This is a genomic window from Pseudomonas sp. GM48 (assembly GCF_000282335.1).
GTDB lineage: Bacteria > Pseudomonadota > Gammaproteobacteria > Pseudomonadales > Pseudomonadaceae > Aquipseudomonas.
The window spans coordinates 50,338-63,643 of the sequence record NZ_AKJM01000123.1 but is presented as its reverse complement, the minus strand read 5'-3'; the positions used below and the strand labels follow the sequence as shown (position 1 = coordinate 63,643).

12 protein-coding genes are annotated in these 13,306 nt (G+C 58.5%); 6 read left to right on the top strand and 6 right to left on the bottom strand.

The annotated features are described in order from the left end of the window. Window positions 1-325: 325 nt before the first annotated feature. Window positions 326-1,663, top strand: coding sequence for an NADP-specific glutamate dehydrogenase (gdhA, locus tag PMI28_RS05940; protein WP_007990476.1), 1,338 nt, complete (start codon window positions 326-328; stop codon window positions 1,661-1,663). Here the strand turns inward: gdhA and PMI28_RS05945 are convergent. From PMI28_RS05945 to PMI28_RS05960, 3 genes are all read right to left on the bottom strand, one after another. After that, window positions 1,660-2,154: a GreA/GreB family elongation factor gene (locus tag PMI28_RS05945; protein ID WP_007990474.1), complete on the bottom strand. Its 495-nt coding sequence runs from the start codon at window positions 2,152-2,154 to the stop codon at window positions 1,660-1,662. The two genes, gdhA and PMI28_RS05945, sit on opposite strands and share 4 nt — an antisense overlap. Window positions 2,155-2,542: 388 nt before the next feature. After that, window positions 2,543-4,396 (bottom strand): Lnb N-terminal periplasmic domain-containing protein, encoded by a 1,854-nt coding sequence (locus PMI28_RS05955; protein WP_033063551.1) that lies wholly within the window; start codon window positions 4,394-4,396, stop codon window positions 2,543-2,545. Between the two features lie 248 nt (window positions 4,397-4,644). Further along, on the bottom strand, window positions 4,645-5,133 hold the full coding sequence (locus PMI28_RS05960) for a DUF3015 domain-containing protein (RefSeq protein ID WP_007990470.1): 489 nt from the start codon (window positions 5,131-5,133) through the stop codon (window positions 4,645-4,647). A gap of 277 nt (window positions 5,134-5,410) precedes the next feature. Between PMI28_RS05960 and PMI28_RS05965 the strand changes: the two genes are divergently transcribed. Both PMI28_RS05965 and PMI28_RS05970 read left to right on the top strand, forming a co-directional pair. Continuing rightward, complete coding sequence (locus tag PMI28_RS05965) at window positions 5,411-7,849, top strand: Lon protease family protein (protein WP_007990468.1); 2,439 nt, start codon at window positions 5,411-5,413, stop codon at window positions 7,847-7,849. A gap of 302 nt (window positions 7,850-8,151) precedes the next feature. After that, window positions 8,152-8,493, top strand: a complete 342-nt coding sequence (locus PMI28_RS05970) for a PA4575 family protein (protein WP_007990466.1) — start codon at window positions 8,152-8,154, stop codon at window positions 8,491-8,493. Between the two features lie 6 nt (window positions 8,494-8,499). Here the strand turns inward: PMI28_RS05970 and PMI28_RS05975 are convergent, their stop codons facing one another. After that, complete coding sequence (locus PMI28_RS05975; protein WP_007990464.1) at window positions 8,500-10,329, bottom strand: hypothetical protein; 1,830 nt, start codon at window positions 10,327-10,329, stop codon at window positions 8,500-8,502. Window positions 10,330-10,500: 171 nt separating this feature from the next. Between PMI28_RS05975 and PMI28_RS05980 the strand changes: the two genes are divergently transcribed. The 3 genes from PMI28_RS05980 to PMI28_RS05990 all read left to right on the top strand — a co-directional run bounded on the left by PMI28_RS05980 (window position 10,501) and on the right by PMI28_RS05990 (window position 12,234). Then, window positions 10,501-10,989 (top strand): TIGR00645 family protein, encoded by a 489-nt coding sequence (locus PMI28_RS05980; protein WP_007990463.1) that lies wholly within the window; start codon window positions 10,501-10,503, stop codon window positions 10,987-10,989. A gap of 215 nt (window positions 10,990-11,204) precedes the next feature. After that, complete coding sequence (locus PMI28_RS05985; RefSeq protein WP_007990461.1) at window positions 11,205-11,495, top strand: DUF6482 family protein; 291 nt, start codon at window positions 11,205-11,207, stop codon at window positions 11,493-11,495. Between the two features lie 121 nt (window positions 11,496-11,616). Further along, window positions 11,617-12,234 carry an FKBP-type peptidyl-prolyl cis-trans isomerase gene (locus PMI28_RS05990; RefSeq protein WP_007970907.1) on the top strand — a complete coding sequence of 206 codons (618 nt, stop codon included), beginning with the start codon at window positions 11,617-11,619 and terminating at the stop codon, window positions 12,232-12,234. Between the two features lie 135 nt (window positions 12,235-12,369). Here the strand turns inward: PMI28_RS05990 and PMI28_RS05995 are convergent, their stop codons facing one another. Further along, window positions 12,370-12,627: a PA4570 family protein gene (locus PMI28_RS05995; RefSeq protein ID WP_007990459.1), complete on the bottom strand. Its 258-nt coding sequence runs from the start codon at window positions 12,625-12,627 to the stop codon at window positions 12,370-12,372. 203 nt (window positions 12,628-12,830) lie between these two features. Continuing rightward, entirely contained in the window at window positions 12,831-13,172 is a 342-nt protein-coding gene (locus PMI28_RS06000) for a zinc ribbon domain-containing protein YjdM (protein ID WP_007990458.1), read from the bottom strand. Between the last annotated feature and the right edge of the window lie 134 nt (window positions 13,173-13,306).

The window sequence follows — 13,306 nt, the reverse complement described above, 5'->3', positions numbered from 1 at the left end:
TTTTTGCGTTTTTTCAGTGAGACCGAGCAACGGCCTTCGCGAGCAAGCCCGCTCCCACAGGGTTTTGTGAAAGGCACACCTCTCAATTCAACATCGATTCCCTGTGGGAGCGGCTTGCTCGCGAAGGTGGTATTCCTGATGGTGCAGGAATTGAGTTGTGAATCCCCATTCAGGTGCAATATCACGCTAAAAAGCAGCCTGTTTTATATCCTGTGCACCATTTAATTTCATAAATGCGACATTTTGCTCTGTTCTTGTGCGCGAATCGTTTGTTACAGTCCGGCTCAATTTCTTCCAACGACAATAAATTTGCCGAGACTTTTCCATGATCGAATCCGTCGAATCCTTCCTTGCCCGCCTGAAAAATCGCGATCCGGACCAGCCTGAATTTCACCAGGCCGTGGAAGAAGTACTACGCAGTCTGTGGCCATTTCTTGAGGCCAATCCGCATTACCTGACCTCGGGCATTCTGGAACGCATCTGCGAGCCGGAGCGGGCGGTGGTGTTTCGGGTTTCCTGGGTCGACGATCAGGGCAAGGTCCAGGTCAATCGCGGTTTCCGCATCCAGATGAACAGCGCGATCGGCCCGTACAAGGGTGGCCTGCGTTTCCATCCCTCGGTGAACCTTGGCGTGCTGAAATTCCTCGCGTTTGAGCAGACCTTCAAGAACTCCCTGACTTCATTGCCCATGGGCGGCGGCAAGGGCGGTTCGGACTTCGACCCCAAAGGCAAAAGCGACGCGGAAGTCATGCGTTTCTGCCAGGCCTTCATGAGCGAGCTGTACCGTCACATTGGTGCGGACGTTGACGTGCCGGCCGGCGACATCGGCGTGGGGGCTCGCGAGATTGGTTTCCTGTTCGGTCAGTACAAGCGGCTGAGCAACCAGTTCACCAGTGTGTTGACCGGCAAGGGGCCGAGCTATGGCGGCAGCCTGATTCGCCCGGAAGCCACCGGTTTCGGTTGTGTGTACTTCGCCGAAGAAATGCTCAAGCGCCGTGGCCTGGCGGTCGAGGGCAAGCGCGTGGCGATTTCCGGTTCCGGTAACGTCGCGCAATACGCGGCGCGCAAGGTCATGGACCTGGGTGGCAAGGTGATCTCACTGTCCGACTCCGAGGGTACGCTGTACTGCGAGAGCGGTTTGACCGAGGAGCAATGGCTGGCGGTGCTGGAGCTGAAAAACGTACAGCGCGGGCGGATTCGTGAGCTGGCTGGCCGTTTTGGCCTGGAGTTCCGTGCCGGTCAACTGCCATGGAGCCTTGGCTGCGATATCGCGTTGCCATGCGCGACGCAAAACGAACTGGACGCCGAAGCCGCTCGCACATTGTTGCGCAATGGCTGCATCTGTGTGGCTGAAGGCGCGAACATGCCGACCACGCTTGAGGCGGTGGACCTGTTCATCGAGGCGGACATTCTGTTTGCGCCGGGCAAGGCATCCAACGCCGGTGGCGTCGCGGTGAGCGGGTTGGAGATGTCGCAGAACGCCATGCGCCTGGCGTGGACCGCTGGCGAAGTGGACAGCAAACTGCACGCGATCATGCAGTCGATTCACCACGCCTGCGTGCATTACGGCGAAGAGAACGGCCGGGTCAACTACGTCAAGGGCGCGAACATTGCCGGCTTCGTGAAGGTCGCCGATGCCATGCTGGCCCAGGGCGTGGTTTAAGTCGGCTCGATACGGATCACTTCAATCATTTGATCCCCGGCGGGGCGCTGCCACAGCACTTCGTCGTTGAGTCGTGCACCGAGCAGCGCCCGACCCAGCGGCGAACCCCAATTGATCAGGCCGTGGGCGGCATCGGCCTGATCTTCACCCACCAGTTGTACCCGACGTTCGGTGGCGTGTTCATCGGCGTAGGTTACCCAACTGCCGATCTGCACTTTTTCGGTCGAGGTCGCGGCGGGTACCATCTGAGCACTCCCCAAACGCTGCTTGAAGTAACGCAAATCACGCTCGAGATCGGCCAGGCGCTGCTTGTCGGCCTGCTCGCCTTTTGCCGATTGTTCGGCGTGCAGGGCTTGCAGTTCGGCGACTTTGCCCTGCAACAAGCTCAGGCCTTGCGGCGTCACGTAATTGGGCTGCGCGCTGACCTGTCGTTCGACAGGCTGATCGGCTTGCGCAGCGGCGTTATCTTCATTGACGAAAGCACGGCTCATGAAATTCTCCCGGTATAGGGTTTGGGCCATGGTCGCAGGCATTTGGTTTCACTGGATGTCTGAAAGCGACTTACGGCGAGTGATAAGCCCGGGCAGCGTCCTGGTCCTTCTGTTGCTGCCAGGCTTTGTCCCGTTCCTCCAGATGACTGTTGCGGTCGCATACCGCCCCATCTCACTCTCCCAGGCCGATACGCGGCTGATAAGGAAAGTCTAGAAGTGGATGCGTTGGGTGCTTGTGAAAGGTGTGTATGCTTTTTGTCGAACGCCACGTACCCCCTGTGGGAGCGGGCTTGCTCGCGAATGCGGTGAGTCAGTCAGCATTAATTTTGAATGGCAGATCGCATTCGCGAGCAAGCCCGTTCCCACAGGGATGTGCGGTGCGTTCGGGTCAGTAGTGATACCACTTCAGCTCAAGCATCACTTCGTTCTCGGCCGTCGCCAAATGGCTGAATTCGCGTTGGGCGTTCAAGCGCAGCCCCAGATTGCGGGAGATTTCCCATTGCTGATTCAGGCTCAGGCTCCGGCGCACTTCACCATTGGTGAAGAAATCGCCCTTGGCTTCCAGGCTCAAGTTTCCCAGCGGGTTTTTCCACAGCACACCACTGTTGAAACCGGCGGCCGGGGCAATGAATGCGGCGAAGTCGTTGTTGTGTTCGATACGCACGGTACCCAGGGCAAAGCCAAGCAATTCGTCGCCCAGTTGCCAGGTACCGCCGCCGCCACCGTTGACGTGGCTGACCAGGGTTTGGTCATCGTGCTTGCCCTGCACCCGTTCCAGGCCGCCGGTGACTTGCCATGACAGCGGCTGCAGCAACTCGTTACGCGGGGTCAGGGAGCGAATGGTCGCCAGGTCCAGTCGCTGCACTTGCCAGTCATTGCCTTCGTACTGGCGCAGTTTCAATTGCAGGATTTCAATCTGCGCGCCAAGGGGAAAGCTTTCGCTGTTGTCATTAAGGTCGTGATAAGCCATGCGCAAGCCGTACTCGCCAAAGGCTTTATCTCCACGGGTGCCAAGGCCCAGCTGCCAGGTGCGGGACGCGTGGCCGTCTTCCGGCAGGCCGGGTTGCGGTATATCCAGCTCCGGCGCCGGGTTCTGGTTGATCGCCCGCAGCAGTTCGAAGCTACGCTGGGCGCGCGCCGGGTCGCGTTCCTGGCCATTGGCGCGGTAACGTTCCAGACGATAGGCCGCATCGATGATCAGTGCCTGGCGTTCGTGGGGTTGTGTCTTGAACGCCGGGTCCTGCAATTGTTTCTGATCGGCGCTGACTTTCAGCACCCATTGCTGCTCTTCAGGGTTCAACGGCTCGGCGCGACTGAGCAACTCGCGTTCCCGGGACGGGCGATACTGGATGGATTCCACCAGTCCGGCATTCTTCACGGCTTTGACGGTGTCGGTCGGAATGGCTGTGAGCGGGAATTGTTCGGTCAGGCGCAGGCTCGGACGGGCTACTTGCAGCAGTTCCAGCAAGCGGTATGAGCAGTTTTCGTCGAAGAAAAAATAGTCGAATTTGATCTGTTTAAGCTCCCAGACGTGCTCGACCATGCGCGCGGTTTCCTGCCGGGTCAGGTTCAGGCGGTATTCCCACAGGTCGCGGTTTTCCAGGCTGCGGTATTCCGAGAGTTTTTCCTGATAGGGCACCAGCGCGAACAGGCCGGGATAGCCGCCCATCAGGCCTTTCCAGGCATAGAGGATGCTGTTGTCCGAGCCCTCGATGTAGGCGCCGAAGTTGATGGCGTAGCTGAGCAGCGAAGTCTTGTCGCTCTTTACATCGGCCTGGTCGATGCGCAGCAGGGTGTGGCCGAACATCGAGGACGGGCTGTTCAGGTAAGCCGCCGGGAAGATCATCACCGCACTGTCGGGTGAGACGTCCTTGAACCATTGCTTGAACCCGGCGCAGTCCGGCGTCGGCAGGCCGGCCAGGCCGAGTTGTTCTTTCAACCAGCGGGTGCGGGCCGGGTAGACGCATTGTGCGTGTTGTTCACCGGCACTGGCCGGGGCGTACAAGGCTTGTACGGTCGCCGCCAGTTCATGGTCCGGATGTTCATTGCCATCGGCGGCGAGGAAGAATTTTCTGTCACTGACATAGCTGCGCCAGCCACCGAGCTTGGCGGTTTCGTAATGGCCCAGGGATATCCAGAAAGGGTCGTTGGCCAGTTGCTGCAAACGTTGTGGATCGATGTGAGGCGCGGCGGACAGCGGGGCGCAGGCACACAGCGCCAGCCAGGCAAGGCGTTTGAACATAGATGGCAACTTAATCGATAGAAACTGAGCCCCGAACAGGTATTGCCAGTCAGTCAAACCACATTCCATGTGGGAGCGGGCTTGCTCGCGAAAGTGGTGGGTCAGTCAACATCATCGTCAATTGATACACCGCATTCGCGAGCAAGCCCGCTCCCACAGGTTTTGCGTCTTGACTCACCGACGCTCCCCTAAAGGGGCAGGTCCAAAAAACAAAACCCGCTTCCCAAAAGAAGCGGGGCGGGTCGAGCTTATGCCGGTGTGGCGTACTTGGCCAGGCGAGGGTCGGCTTTGAGCACGGCCAGGGTGTTGGTATGCACGTCTTCGGCAGTCACGTCAGCCTTGCTGAAGATCTGCTGGAAGTGCTCGTGAGTGACGGCGGCGAAGTGCGCACGGTCTTCCGGCGCCACGCCCAGTACCACGGCGTAGGTGGTCAGCGCTTCGCCCTGACCTTTGGCCATGTCCTCGGACAACTCGTTCATCATGCCATTCATGGCAAACCAGGATTTGCCGCCATAGGTCAGCGACGCGTTGGTTGCACAACCATTGGTGCCGGAGGTCATACCGAAGGTTGCGTTGCCGGAAGTGCCGTTGGTGGTGGATGCCAGGAAGTGAGCCGGAGTACCACGCTGACCTTCGAACAGCATGTTGCCCCAACCGCAATCCGGGCCGCCCGGGGCCTGAGCCATGGCGTTAATGGATACAGCGGCGAAGAGAGTACCAAGAAGAATCCGTTTCATAGCTTTGTTCTCTTTATGTGCGTACCAATAGACAAAGGGTCTGGCCCGTCTGGTGCCAGTGGGCCGGGCAATAGTCCAGCCGCGCAGTCTGGAGTTTAGGCACGATCATGGGGTTCCGTGATTTTTTGCAAAACATTCATGGGAAACCGCGGCGCAAGCCCGGTCCGCCTGGGGTTGGCGGATTGTCTATGCACAGGCCTGCGGCACTCCTTGCCAGTCGGGCATGGGCAGCGCCAGAATGCTGCAATCTGCCCCGCCTGATTGTTAAGGAAGCCCGATGCCTGATCCTGTTGCTGCCAGCTTGCGTCTAGCGCCCGAAGCGCTGACCCGTCCGTTTTCCGCTGAACAGTTCAGCTTCTCTACCACCAATGATCTGGAGCCCTTTCGCGGTGTGCTTGGCCAGGAACGTGCGGTCGAAGCCTTGCAGTTCGGTGTGGCCATGCCACGCCCCGGTTACAACGTGTTTGTCATGGGCGAGCCCGGCACTGGCCGGTTCTCGTTCGTCAAACGCTACCTCAAGGCCGAAGGCAAGCGCCTGCAGACTCCGGCGGACTGGGTCTACGTCAACAATTTCGATGAGCCTCGCGAGCCGCGCGCTCTGGAACTGCCGTCGGGCAGCGCCGGCGCCTTCATCGGTGACATCAACGGTTTGATCGACAACCTGCTGGCGACGTTTCCCGCAGTCTTCGAGCATCCGTCCTATCAGCAGAAGAAAAGCGCCATCGACCGCGCCTTCAACCAGCGCTACGACAAGGCCCTGGACGTCATCGAGCGTCTGGCACTGGAAAAGGACGTCGCGCTCTATCGCGACGCCAGCAATATCGCCTTCACCCCAATGGGTGACGGCAAGGCGCTGGATGAGGCTGAGTTCGCACAACTGCCGGAAGCCGAGCGCGAGCGTTTTCACGAGGATATTTCCGCGCTGGAGGAGCGCCTGAACGAAGAGCTCGCCAGCCTGCCGCAATGGAAGCGTGAGTCGAGCAATCAACTGCGCCACCTCAACGAAGAAACCATCACCCTGGCCTTGCAGCCATTGTTGTCACCCTTGTCGGAGAAATACGCCGAGAACGCCGCGGTATGCGGTTATCTGCAAGCCATGCAGGTGTACTTGCTCAAGACTGTGGTCGAGCAATTGGTGGACGACAGCAAGACTGACGCTGTCGCCCGCAAGTTGCTGGAAGAACAATACGCACCGAGCCTGGTGGTCGGTCACTCGGCCAGCGGCGGCGCGCCGGTGGTGTTCGAGCCGCACCCGACCTACGAGAACCTCTTCGGTCGTATCGAATACAGCACCGATCAAGGCGCGTTGTACACCACCTACCGCCAGTTACGGCCGGGTGCGCTGCACCGGGCCAACGGCGGCTTCCTGATCCTTGAAGCGGACAAAATGCTCAGCGAGCCCTTCGTGTGGGATGCGCTGAAACGCGCCCTGCAATCGCGCAAGCTGAAAATGGAATCACCGCTGGGTGAACTGGGCCGCCTGGCCACCGTGACCCTGACGCCGCAACATATTCCATTGCAGGTCAAAGTCGTCATCATCGGTGCCCGTCAGCTGTATTACACGCTGCAAGACCTCGATCCGGACTTCCAGGAAATGTTCCGCGTCCTGGTGGATTTCGATGAAGACATCCCGATGGTCGACGAGAGCCTGGAGCAGTTCGCCCAGTTGCTCAAAACCCGTACTTCCGAAGAAGGCATGGCACCGCTGACCGCCGATGCGGTGGCGCGCCTGGCGACTTACAGTGCGCGTCTGGCCGAACACCAGGGGCGCTTGTCGGCGCGTATCGGTGATTTGTTCCAACTGGTCAGCGAGGCAGACTTCATCCGCCATCTGGCCGGCGATGTAATGACCGACGCCGGGCACATCGAACGGGCGCTCAAGGCCAAGGCCACGCGAACCGGGCGGGTTTCGGCGCGGATTCTCGATGACATGCTGGCCGGGATCATCCTGATCGACACCGCGGGTGCTGCGGTCGGCAAGTGCAACGGCTTGACGGTGCTGGAAGTCGGCGACTCGGCCTTCGGCATACCGGCGCGGATTTCCGCCACGGTGTATCCGGGCGGCAGCGGCATCGTCGACATCGAGCGCGAGGTCAACCTCGGCCAGCCGATTCACTCCAAAGGCGTGATGATCCTTACCGGGTATCTGGGCAGCCGTTACGCCCAGGAATTTCCGCTGGCGATTTCCGCGAGCATTGCCCTGGAGCAATCCTACGGTTATGTCGATGGCGACAGTGCTTCCCTGGGCGAGGCCTGCACCCTGATTTCGGCCTTGTCGAAAACCCCGCTCAAGCAGTGCTTCGCCATCACCGGTTCGATCAACCAGTTCGGCGAAGTGCAGGCGGTGGGCGGAGTCAACGAGAAGATCGAGGGCTTCTTCCGACTGTGCGAAGCCCGCGGATTGACCGGTGAGCAGGGGGCGATCATTCCGCACGCCAACGTCGCCACGCTGATGCTCGACGAAAAAGTACTGGCCGCGGTGCGCGCCGGGCAGTTCCACGTTTATGCGGTACGCCAGGCCGACGAAGCCTTGAGTTTGCTGGTTGGCGAACCGGCCGGCGAGCCGGACGAGAATGGCGAATTCCCTGAAGGCAGCGTGAACGCACGGGTAGTGGAACGCCTGCGGGTTATCGCGGAAATGATCAGTGAAGATGATTTGAAAGAAGCCGAGAAGGAGTTGGCGCAAGAAGCGTTGGCAGAAACCAAGCCTGCATGATGCAGTGTCCCATGTGGGAGCGGGCTTGCTCGCGAAAGCGGCGTATCAGTCAACATAAATGTTGAATGAAAAGACGCCTTCGCGAGCAAGCCCGCTCCCACATTTGTTTGTGTGAATACTGGAAAAGCGTCGTCGAAATGACGTCAACATTCACACTATGACCATTCGGCGCCTTTCGGTTTCGTCCGGCCTGCAAGCCGGACTTTTCTTCTATTCTCAGCTCAGGGATGTCGACAGTAATCACAGGATCGAAACAGCCTTCCCATGGGGGCTGAATACCGGATCTACCGAGGGTCGCCGCCATGTCGCGCAACCTCTGCCTCACCCGTCAATGCCTGGGCCTTGTGACCCGTATCGAGTGTTCCATCCGTCCATTGGCGGGAGATACGGGCATGTGGACTCTGCTGTTCGCCGCCGGAATGGCCGGTGAACAACCTTCGGCCATCAAGGCCCAAGGACCTTTTCATGGCCCGTTCGTGGCTGAATCGATCCTCGATACCATCGTTGAAAGCCTGACTTTGCACGGCTATGAACTGGCCGATGACCCGCAAATCTGGTGCCTGCACCTGCAAGCCCAACTGCGGGAAATCAATGGCGGTCGCTGCCGTAACGTGGGCGGCTTCGAGTTTCAACCCGAGCACTGAGTCGCACTATTGATCAAGGCGAGACACGTCGGCCTTGTCGAGTTTGACCTCGAAACCGTACTGCACGGTGTCGAGGTCAGTGCGTTGATAGGTTTCCAGGCGCGTAGGCTGCCCGTAGAAGTAATGCACGGCAAACTGCGCCCGACCCTGTGCGCTCGCGTCATGGCTGACCGATAGAATCTCCTTCAAGTAATTGCCGCTGTCGTCCTTGGCGAAAAAGCGCCAGTCCTGGGCGGGAAACGCCTTCAGGTCCACCACCAGCGCATTGTCTTTGAGCTCGAGGCCCTTGGGCAGTTGACGGGCATCGACGGTTTGTTTGTCGACCGTGGCCAGGAACAGCGGCATCGAGCCCACTGCATAGGCCGGCGTTTCCGGAAACAGATTCAGATCGTAAGTGATGGTGCCGCGCATGGGGTCGATCTGGTACGCCTCAGGCGGCAGCTCGATCGGCTCGTCGCGTTTGCCTCCCGCGTCTTCGGTAAAGAAACTCACCGGGCTTTCACCGGGGTTGAAGGATGTGCCGAGCAGTTCATCGTTGAAGCTGCGCAGATGCGTGAATTCGATTCGCGCAGCGCTGGGGTCGTCGACCGACTGACTGATGCTGACATTCTTTTTCAGCTGCTCTTCACTCAGCGTTGCCCCTTTGAGCCAGTCTGCCGCCTGGTCGTCATAGACCACCACGGGCAAGTTCAAAGGCTGGATGGACTTGTCTGTGGTAATGGCATCGAAGCGCCGGACCGGCAGGTCCAGATTCTTGCGGGTGACCGTGACGGCGGAAAAATCCAGCATGCTGACTTCAAGGGTTTCGATCGTCCCGTTGAAGTACACCTTGGAATAACGTCGGGCCTGCTGTTTCTCAAAGGTGCGCTGTTCTTCGTCGAGCTGTTTTTCCAATGCCTCGCTCCAGCTCTTTTGTTGCTGCATTTTCGTTAGCTGTTTTTGATAGAAAGCAATTTGCGCCGCCGTTTCATTGATGGAACCCGAGCGTGAGATGAATTGCCCTGTGCTGTCCCTGGCCTGGACAATCAGCGGGTTCAACGGTGTTTCTGCGACTTCCGGGGCCAGCGGCCCACTGTTGTTGTATTCGATTTCCGCGAAGTTGTTTTCAAGCTTGAGCAGGGTAACGCTGAGGTTGTCGTTGGTGCGGGTCTGGCCCACATCCTTCTTCGTCAGGTTGAAACTGTAGAGCCGGCGTGGCGCGATGACTTCGACTTTACCTTGCAGGCTCACCGGTTGCGGCTGCTGCTTTTTGTCGATGTCGAGGCCTTCGATGAAGGGGTAGGCCACGGTCAGGTCATCGGGGGTGGTCAGGTTGGAACTTGATGGGCTCAACTGGATGCCGGGGTCGGTTTCCGACCATTCCGGCTGGAACGCAATCACTCGTTTGTTGCTCAGCGTAACCGACTGCCATTCCAGGCCATGGGGAAACAAAAACGCGGCAGGAATGCTGAACGTGAAGGGGAACACCGGCTGCAGGTCGGTCAAGTAGTCGGAGCTGGAGTCCTTTTGCAGTACGAACAGCCCGTTGATGTAGGTGTCGACCAGGGCTTGTGGCGTGGGATAGTGCTTGAGCATGGCGAGGGCGTCTTCGCCGTATTCGGTTTCCACCGGTTTGCTGTCGAGCTTGAGTTGCGCGCGTTCGAGTAGCAGCAGCGAGCCGCCCAGTTCCGACACGGCATCCTTGAGCTTCGGATCATGGATGGCGTCCAGCGACTTTTCGAACTGCGCGGTTTTTTCTTCGAGGCTGACCTGGCGTTTTTCATCGCTGGGTGAGCAGCCGCTTAGCAGCAGCGCCAGGCAAATTCCGGCACTCGTCAAAGGCAATCGCACATCCATTCCCAGTCTTCCTGTCCGATATCACTGAACGGTCAATGATTTGGACACTAGCAGAAAAACTTTGATACACAGGCGCAGGTTGCGGATTTTTCGACGGTTTCTGGCTGCTTCTAGGTATAGACGGGCGGCTGTTATACTCGCGGCCATTTTTTAGTCCGCCTGTGAGATTCAATGGAACGCTTTATCGAAAATACAATGTACGCCTCGCGCTGGCTGCTGGCGCCGATCTATTTCGGCCTGTCCCTCGGGCTGCTGGCGCTGGCACTGAAATTCTTCCAGGAAGTCTTTCACGTTATCCCGAACGTGTTTTCGATGGCCGAATCAGACTTGATCCTGGTGCTGTTGTCGCTGATCGACATGGCGCTGGTGGGCGGTTTGCTGGTGATGGTGATGATTTCCGGCTACGAGAACTTCGTTTCGCAACTGGACATCGACGACAGCAAGGAGAAGCTCAACTGGCTGGGCACCATGGACTCTTCGTCGCTGAAGATGAAAGTGGCCGCGTCGATCGTGGCGATTTCGTCCATTCACCTGCTGCGCATCTTCATGGACGCCAAGAACGTCGATCCTGAGCATTTGCAGTGGTACGTGATCATCCACATGACTTTCGTGGTATCGGCATTCGCCATGGGTTACCTGGATAAAGTCACCAAGCACTGATCCGGACAAGCTCTCTTGTGGCGAGGGAGCTTGCTCCCGCTGGATTGCGAAGCGATCCCGCTTTTTTGGGGCCGCTACGCAGCCCGGCGCGAGCAAGCTCGCTCGCCACAACCTCCTGCGATAACAGACAAACGGTCTGGCCAGTGGCTTGTACTTTGATGCGCCGAGGCCTATCCCTGTAACTATGTTGGCTCACCACTGCGTGAGGTGCGTTTATGAACCTGCATGAGTTGAATGCGTATGCCATCGCCGGGAAGGTCGATGAGCTGAACCTGATCTCGATGGAGGGGGGCATCTACCTGCTGGAGGCGCGGATGCACGGTGCGGCGTATCCCTTGAACGATACGCCAGGTCACACGATGCAGTTGCGCTCGGTGGAGCATGCCCGTGATGTGCTGCGCTCCTTTCCCAAGTTGCATTTCAACCTTGTGCACACGGTCGTGCATGACGAAATGTGCGGGTTGGTTGCCGATGTGGAAGAAAACCTGAAGGTCCCGATCGCCTGACGTCCCTCATCAATGGCATGACATCTGTGCTAGTCTGCTGACCCTTTTGGTTCCGGGCGCTCCGGGACGCGCTGTGCACGCATGGCAAGTTCCCGAGCCGTCCGCACAGCGGAGCAGTGTCATGTCTGAAGTAAATCTGTCCACCGACGAAACCCGCGTCAGCTACGGTATTGGCCGTCAGCTGGGCGATCAACTGCGCGACAACCCGCCACCGGGCGTAAGCCTGGACGCGATCCTGGCAGGTCTGACCGACGCATTCGCCGGCAAGCCAAGCCGTGTGGGTCAGGAAGAAATGTCCGCCAGCTTCAAAGTCATCCGCGAAATCATGCAGGCCGAAGCTGCAGCCAAGGCTGAAGCGGCCGCTGGTGAAGGCCTGGCTTTCCTGGCTGAAAACGCCAAGCGTGAAGGCATCACCACTCTGGCTTCCGGCCTGCAGTTCGAAGTTCTGACCGCTGGCGAAGGCGCCAAGCCATCCCGTGAAGACACCGTGCGTACTCACTACCACGGCACCCTGATCGACGGCACTGTGTTCGACAGCTCCTACGAGCGCGGCCAGCCTGCAGAATTCCCGGTTGGTGGCGTGATCGCCGGCTGGACCGAAGCCCTGCAACTGATGAACGCCGGCAGCAAATGGCGCCTGTACGTGCCGAGCGAACTGGCTTACGGCGCTCAAGGCGTTGGCGGCATCCCGCCGCACAGCGTACTGGTGTTCGACGTCGAACTGCTCGACGTTCTGTAAGACCTGGCCCGATATAGCGTCGGGCTAATGTGGGAGCGGGCTTGCTCGCGAAGGCGTCCTTTCAGGCGACAAACAGTTTGCCTGACCTACCGCTTTCGCGAGCAAGCCCGCTCCCACAGTTTTTTGCGGTGATTTTCATATTTCGATCTTGTGGTGCAGTTCACTGTGCGGGCGCAACGCCCGGGCATAGCAGAACAGAAACAAATTACGCACCAGTTCCTTGAGCACCACCGGTTCGCTGGAACTCAGGCTGCTGACGTCCAGGTCACCCTGATCCTGCAGTTCGTTCAAGGCTTCCTCTTCAAGTACGACACAGACTTCTCCGGTTTCCCGATCCAGGATCCTGAGGTAGGGGTGTGGTCGGTCCAGCCAGGCATCGATCAAATAAGTCATGGTTCTCATCTCCACTGAGGGTTTTATGAGAATAATTCTTATTCATTAAATAGCAAGGGCCTATTGGCGGTTTGCACTTTTTCCAGGTAAAGATTGCGACAGGTCAAAACGACTGGCGTTTGGCTATTGCGCGGATTTACTGGGTGAAACGGGGGAGGGTGGGGCGCCATCCCACGTCGGGCGCGGGATGGAATACAGCAGGTTCAGACTTTTCTGACGAACTCGGACTTGAGTTTCATCGGGCCGATGCCGTCGATCTTGCAATCGATGTCGTGATCGCCATCGCACAGGCGGATGTTCTTGACCTTGGTGCCGACCTTGACCACCAAAGACGTGCCCTTGACCTTGAGGTCCTTGATTACGGTGATGGTGTCGCCGTCCTGCAGGATATTGCCGACCGAATCCTTTTTCACTGCGTCATCGGACGCCGCTTCGGCTTCACCGCTGGCGGACCATTCGTGGGCGCACTCCGGGCAGATCAGTTGGGCGCCGTCCTCATAGGTGTATTCGGAATTGCATTTTGGGCAGGGTGGCAACGTGCTCACTAAGGCTCCTTGGATTCAGGATCGCTAAAAAGCGCACATTGTATAGGGTTTTTGGCAGGAGGGGGCAACGCTGAAAAACCTGTGGGAGCGGGCTTGCTCGCGAAAGCGGTGTGCCAGGCAACTTGTTGGTTGAC

Bases quoted from the DNA above. Each gene is read 5' to 3' on its own strand.
- PMI28_RS05955 (WP_033063551.1), bottom strand. From the start codon at position 4,396: ATGTTCAAACGCCTTGCCTGGCTGGCGCTGTGTGCCTGCGCCCCGCTG.
- PMI28_RS05945 (WP_007990474.1), bottom strand. From the start codon at position 2,154: ATGAGCCGTGCTTTCGTCAATGAAGATAACGCCGCTGCGCAAGCCGAT.
- PMI28_RS05970 (WP_007990466.1), top strand. From the start codon at position 8,152: ATGTCGCGCAACCTCTGCCTCACCCGTCAATGCCTGGGCCTTGTGACC.
- PMI28_RS05975 (WP_007990464.1), bottom strand. From the start codon at position 10,329: ATGGATGTGCGATTGCCTTTGACGAGTGCCGGAATTTGCCTGGCGCTG.
- PMI28_RS05980 (WP_007990463.1), top strand. From the start codon at position 10,501: ATGGAACGCTTTATCGAAAATACAATGTACGCCTCGCGCTGGCTGCTG.
- PMI28_RS05990 (WP_007970907.1), top strand. From the start codon at position 11,617: ATGTCTGAAGTAAATCTGTCCACCGACGAAACCCGCGTCAGCTACGGT.
- gdhA (WP_007990476.1), top strand. From the start codon at position 326: ATGATCGAATCCGTCGAATCCTTCCTTGCCCGCCTGAAAAATCGCGAT.
- PMI28_RS05965 (WP_007990468.1), top strand. From the start codon at position 5,411: ATGCCTGATCCTGTTGCTGCCAGCTTGCGTCTAGCGCCCGAAGCGCTG.
- PMI28_RS05960 (WP_007990470.1), bottom strand. From the start codon at position 5,133: ATGAAACGGATTCTTCTTGGTACTCTCTTCGCCGCTGTATCCATTAAC.
- PMI28_RS05995 (WP_007990459.1), bottom strand. From the start codon at position 12,627: ATGACTTATTTGATCGATGCCTGGCTGGACCGACCACACCCCTACCTC.
- PMI28_RS05985 (WP_007990461.1), top strand. From the start codon at position 11,205: ATGAACCTGCATGAGTTGAATGCGTATGCCATCGCCGGGAAGGTCGAT.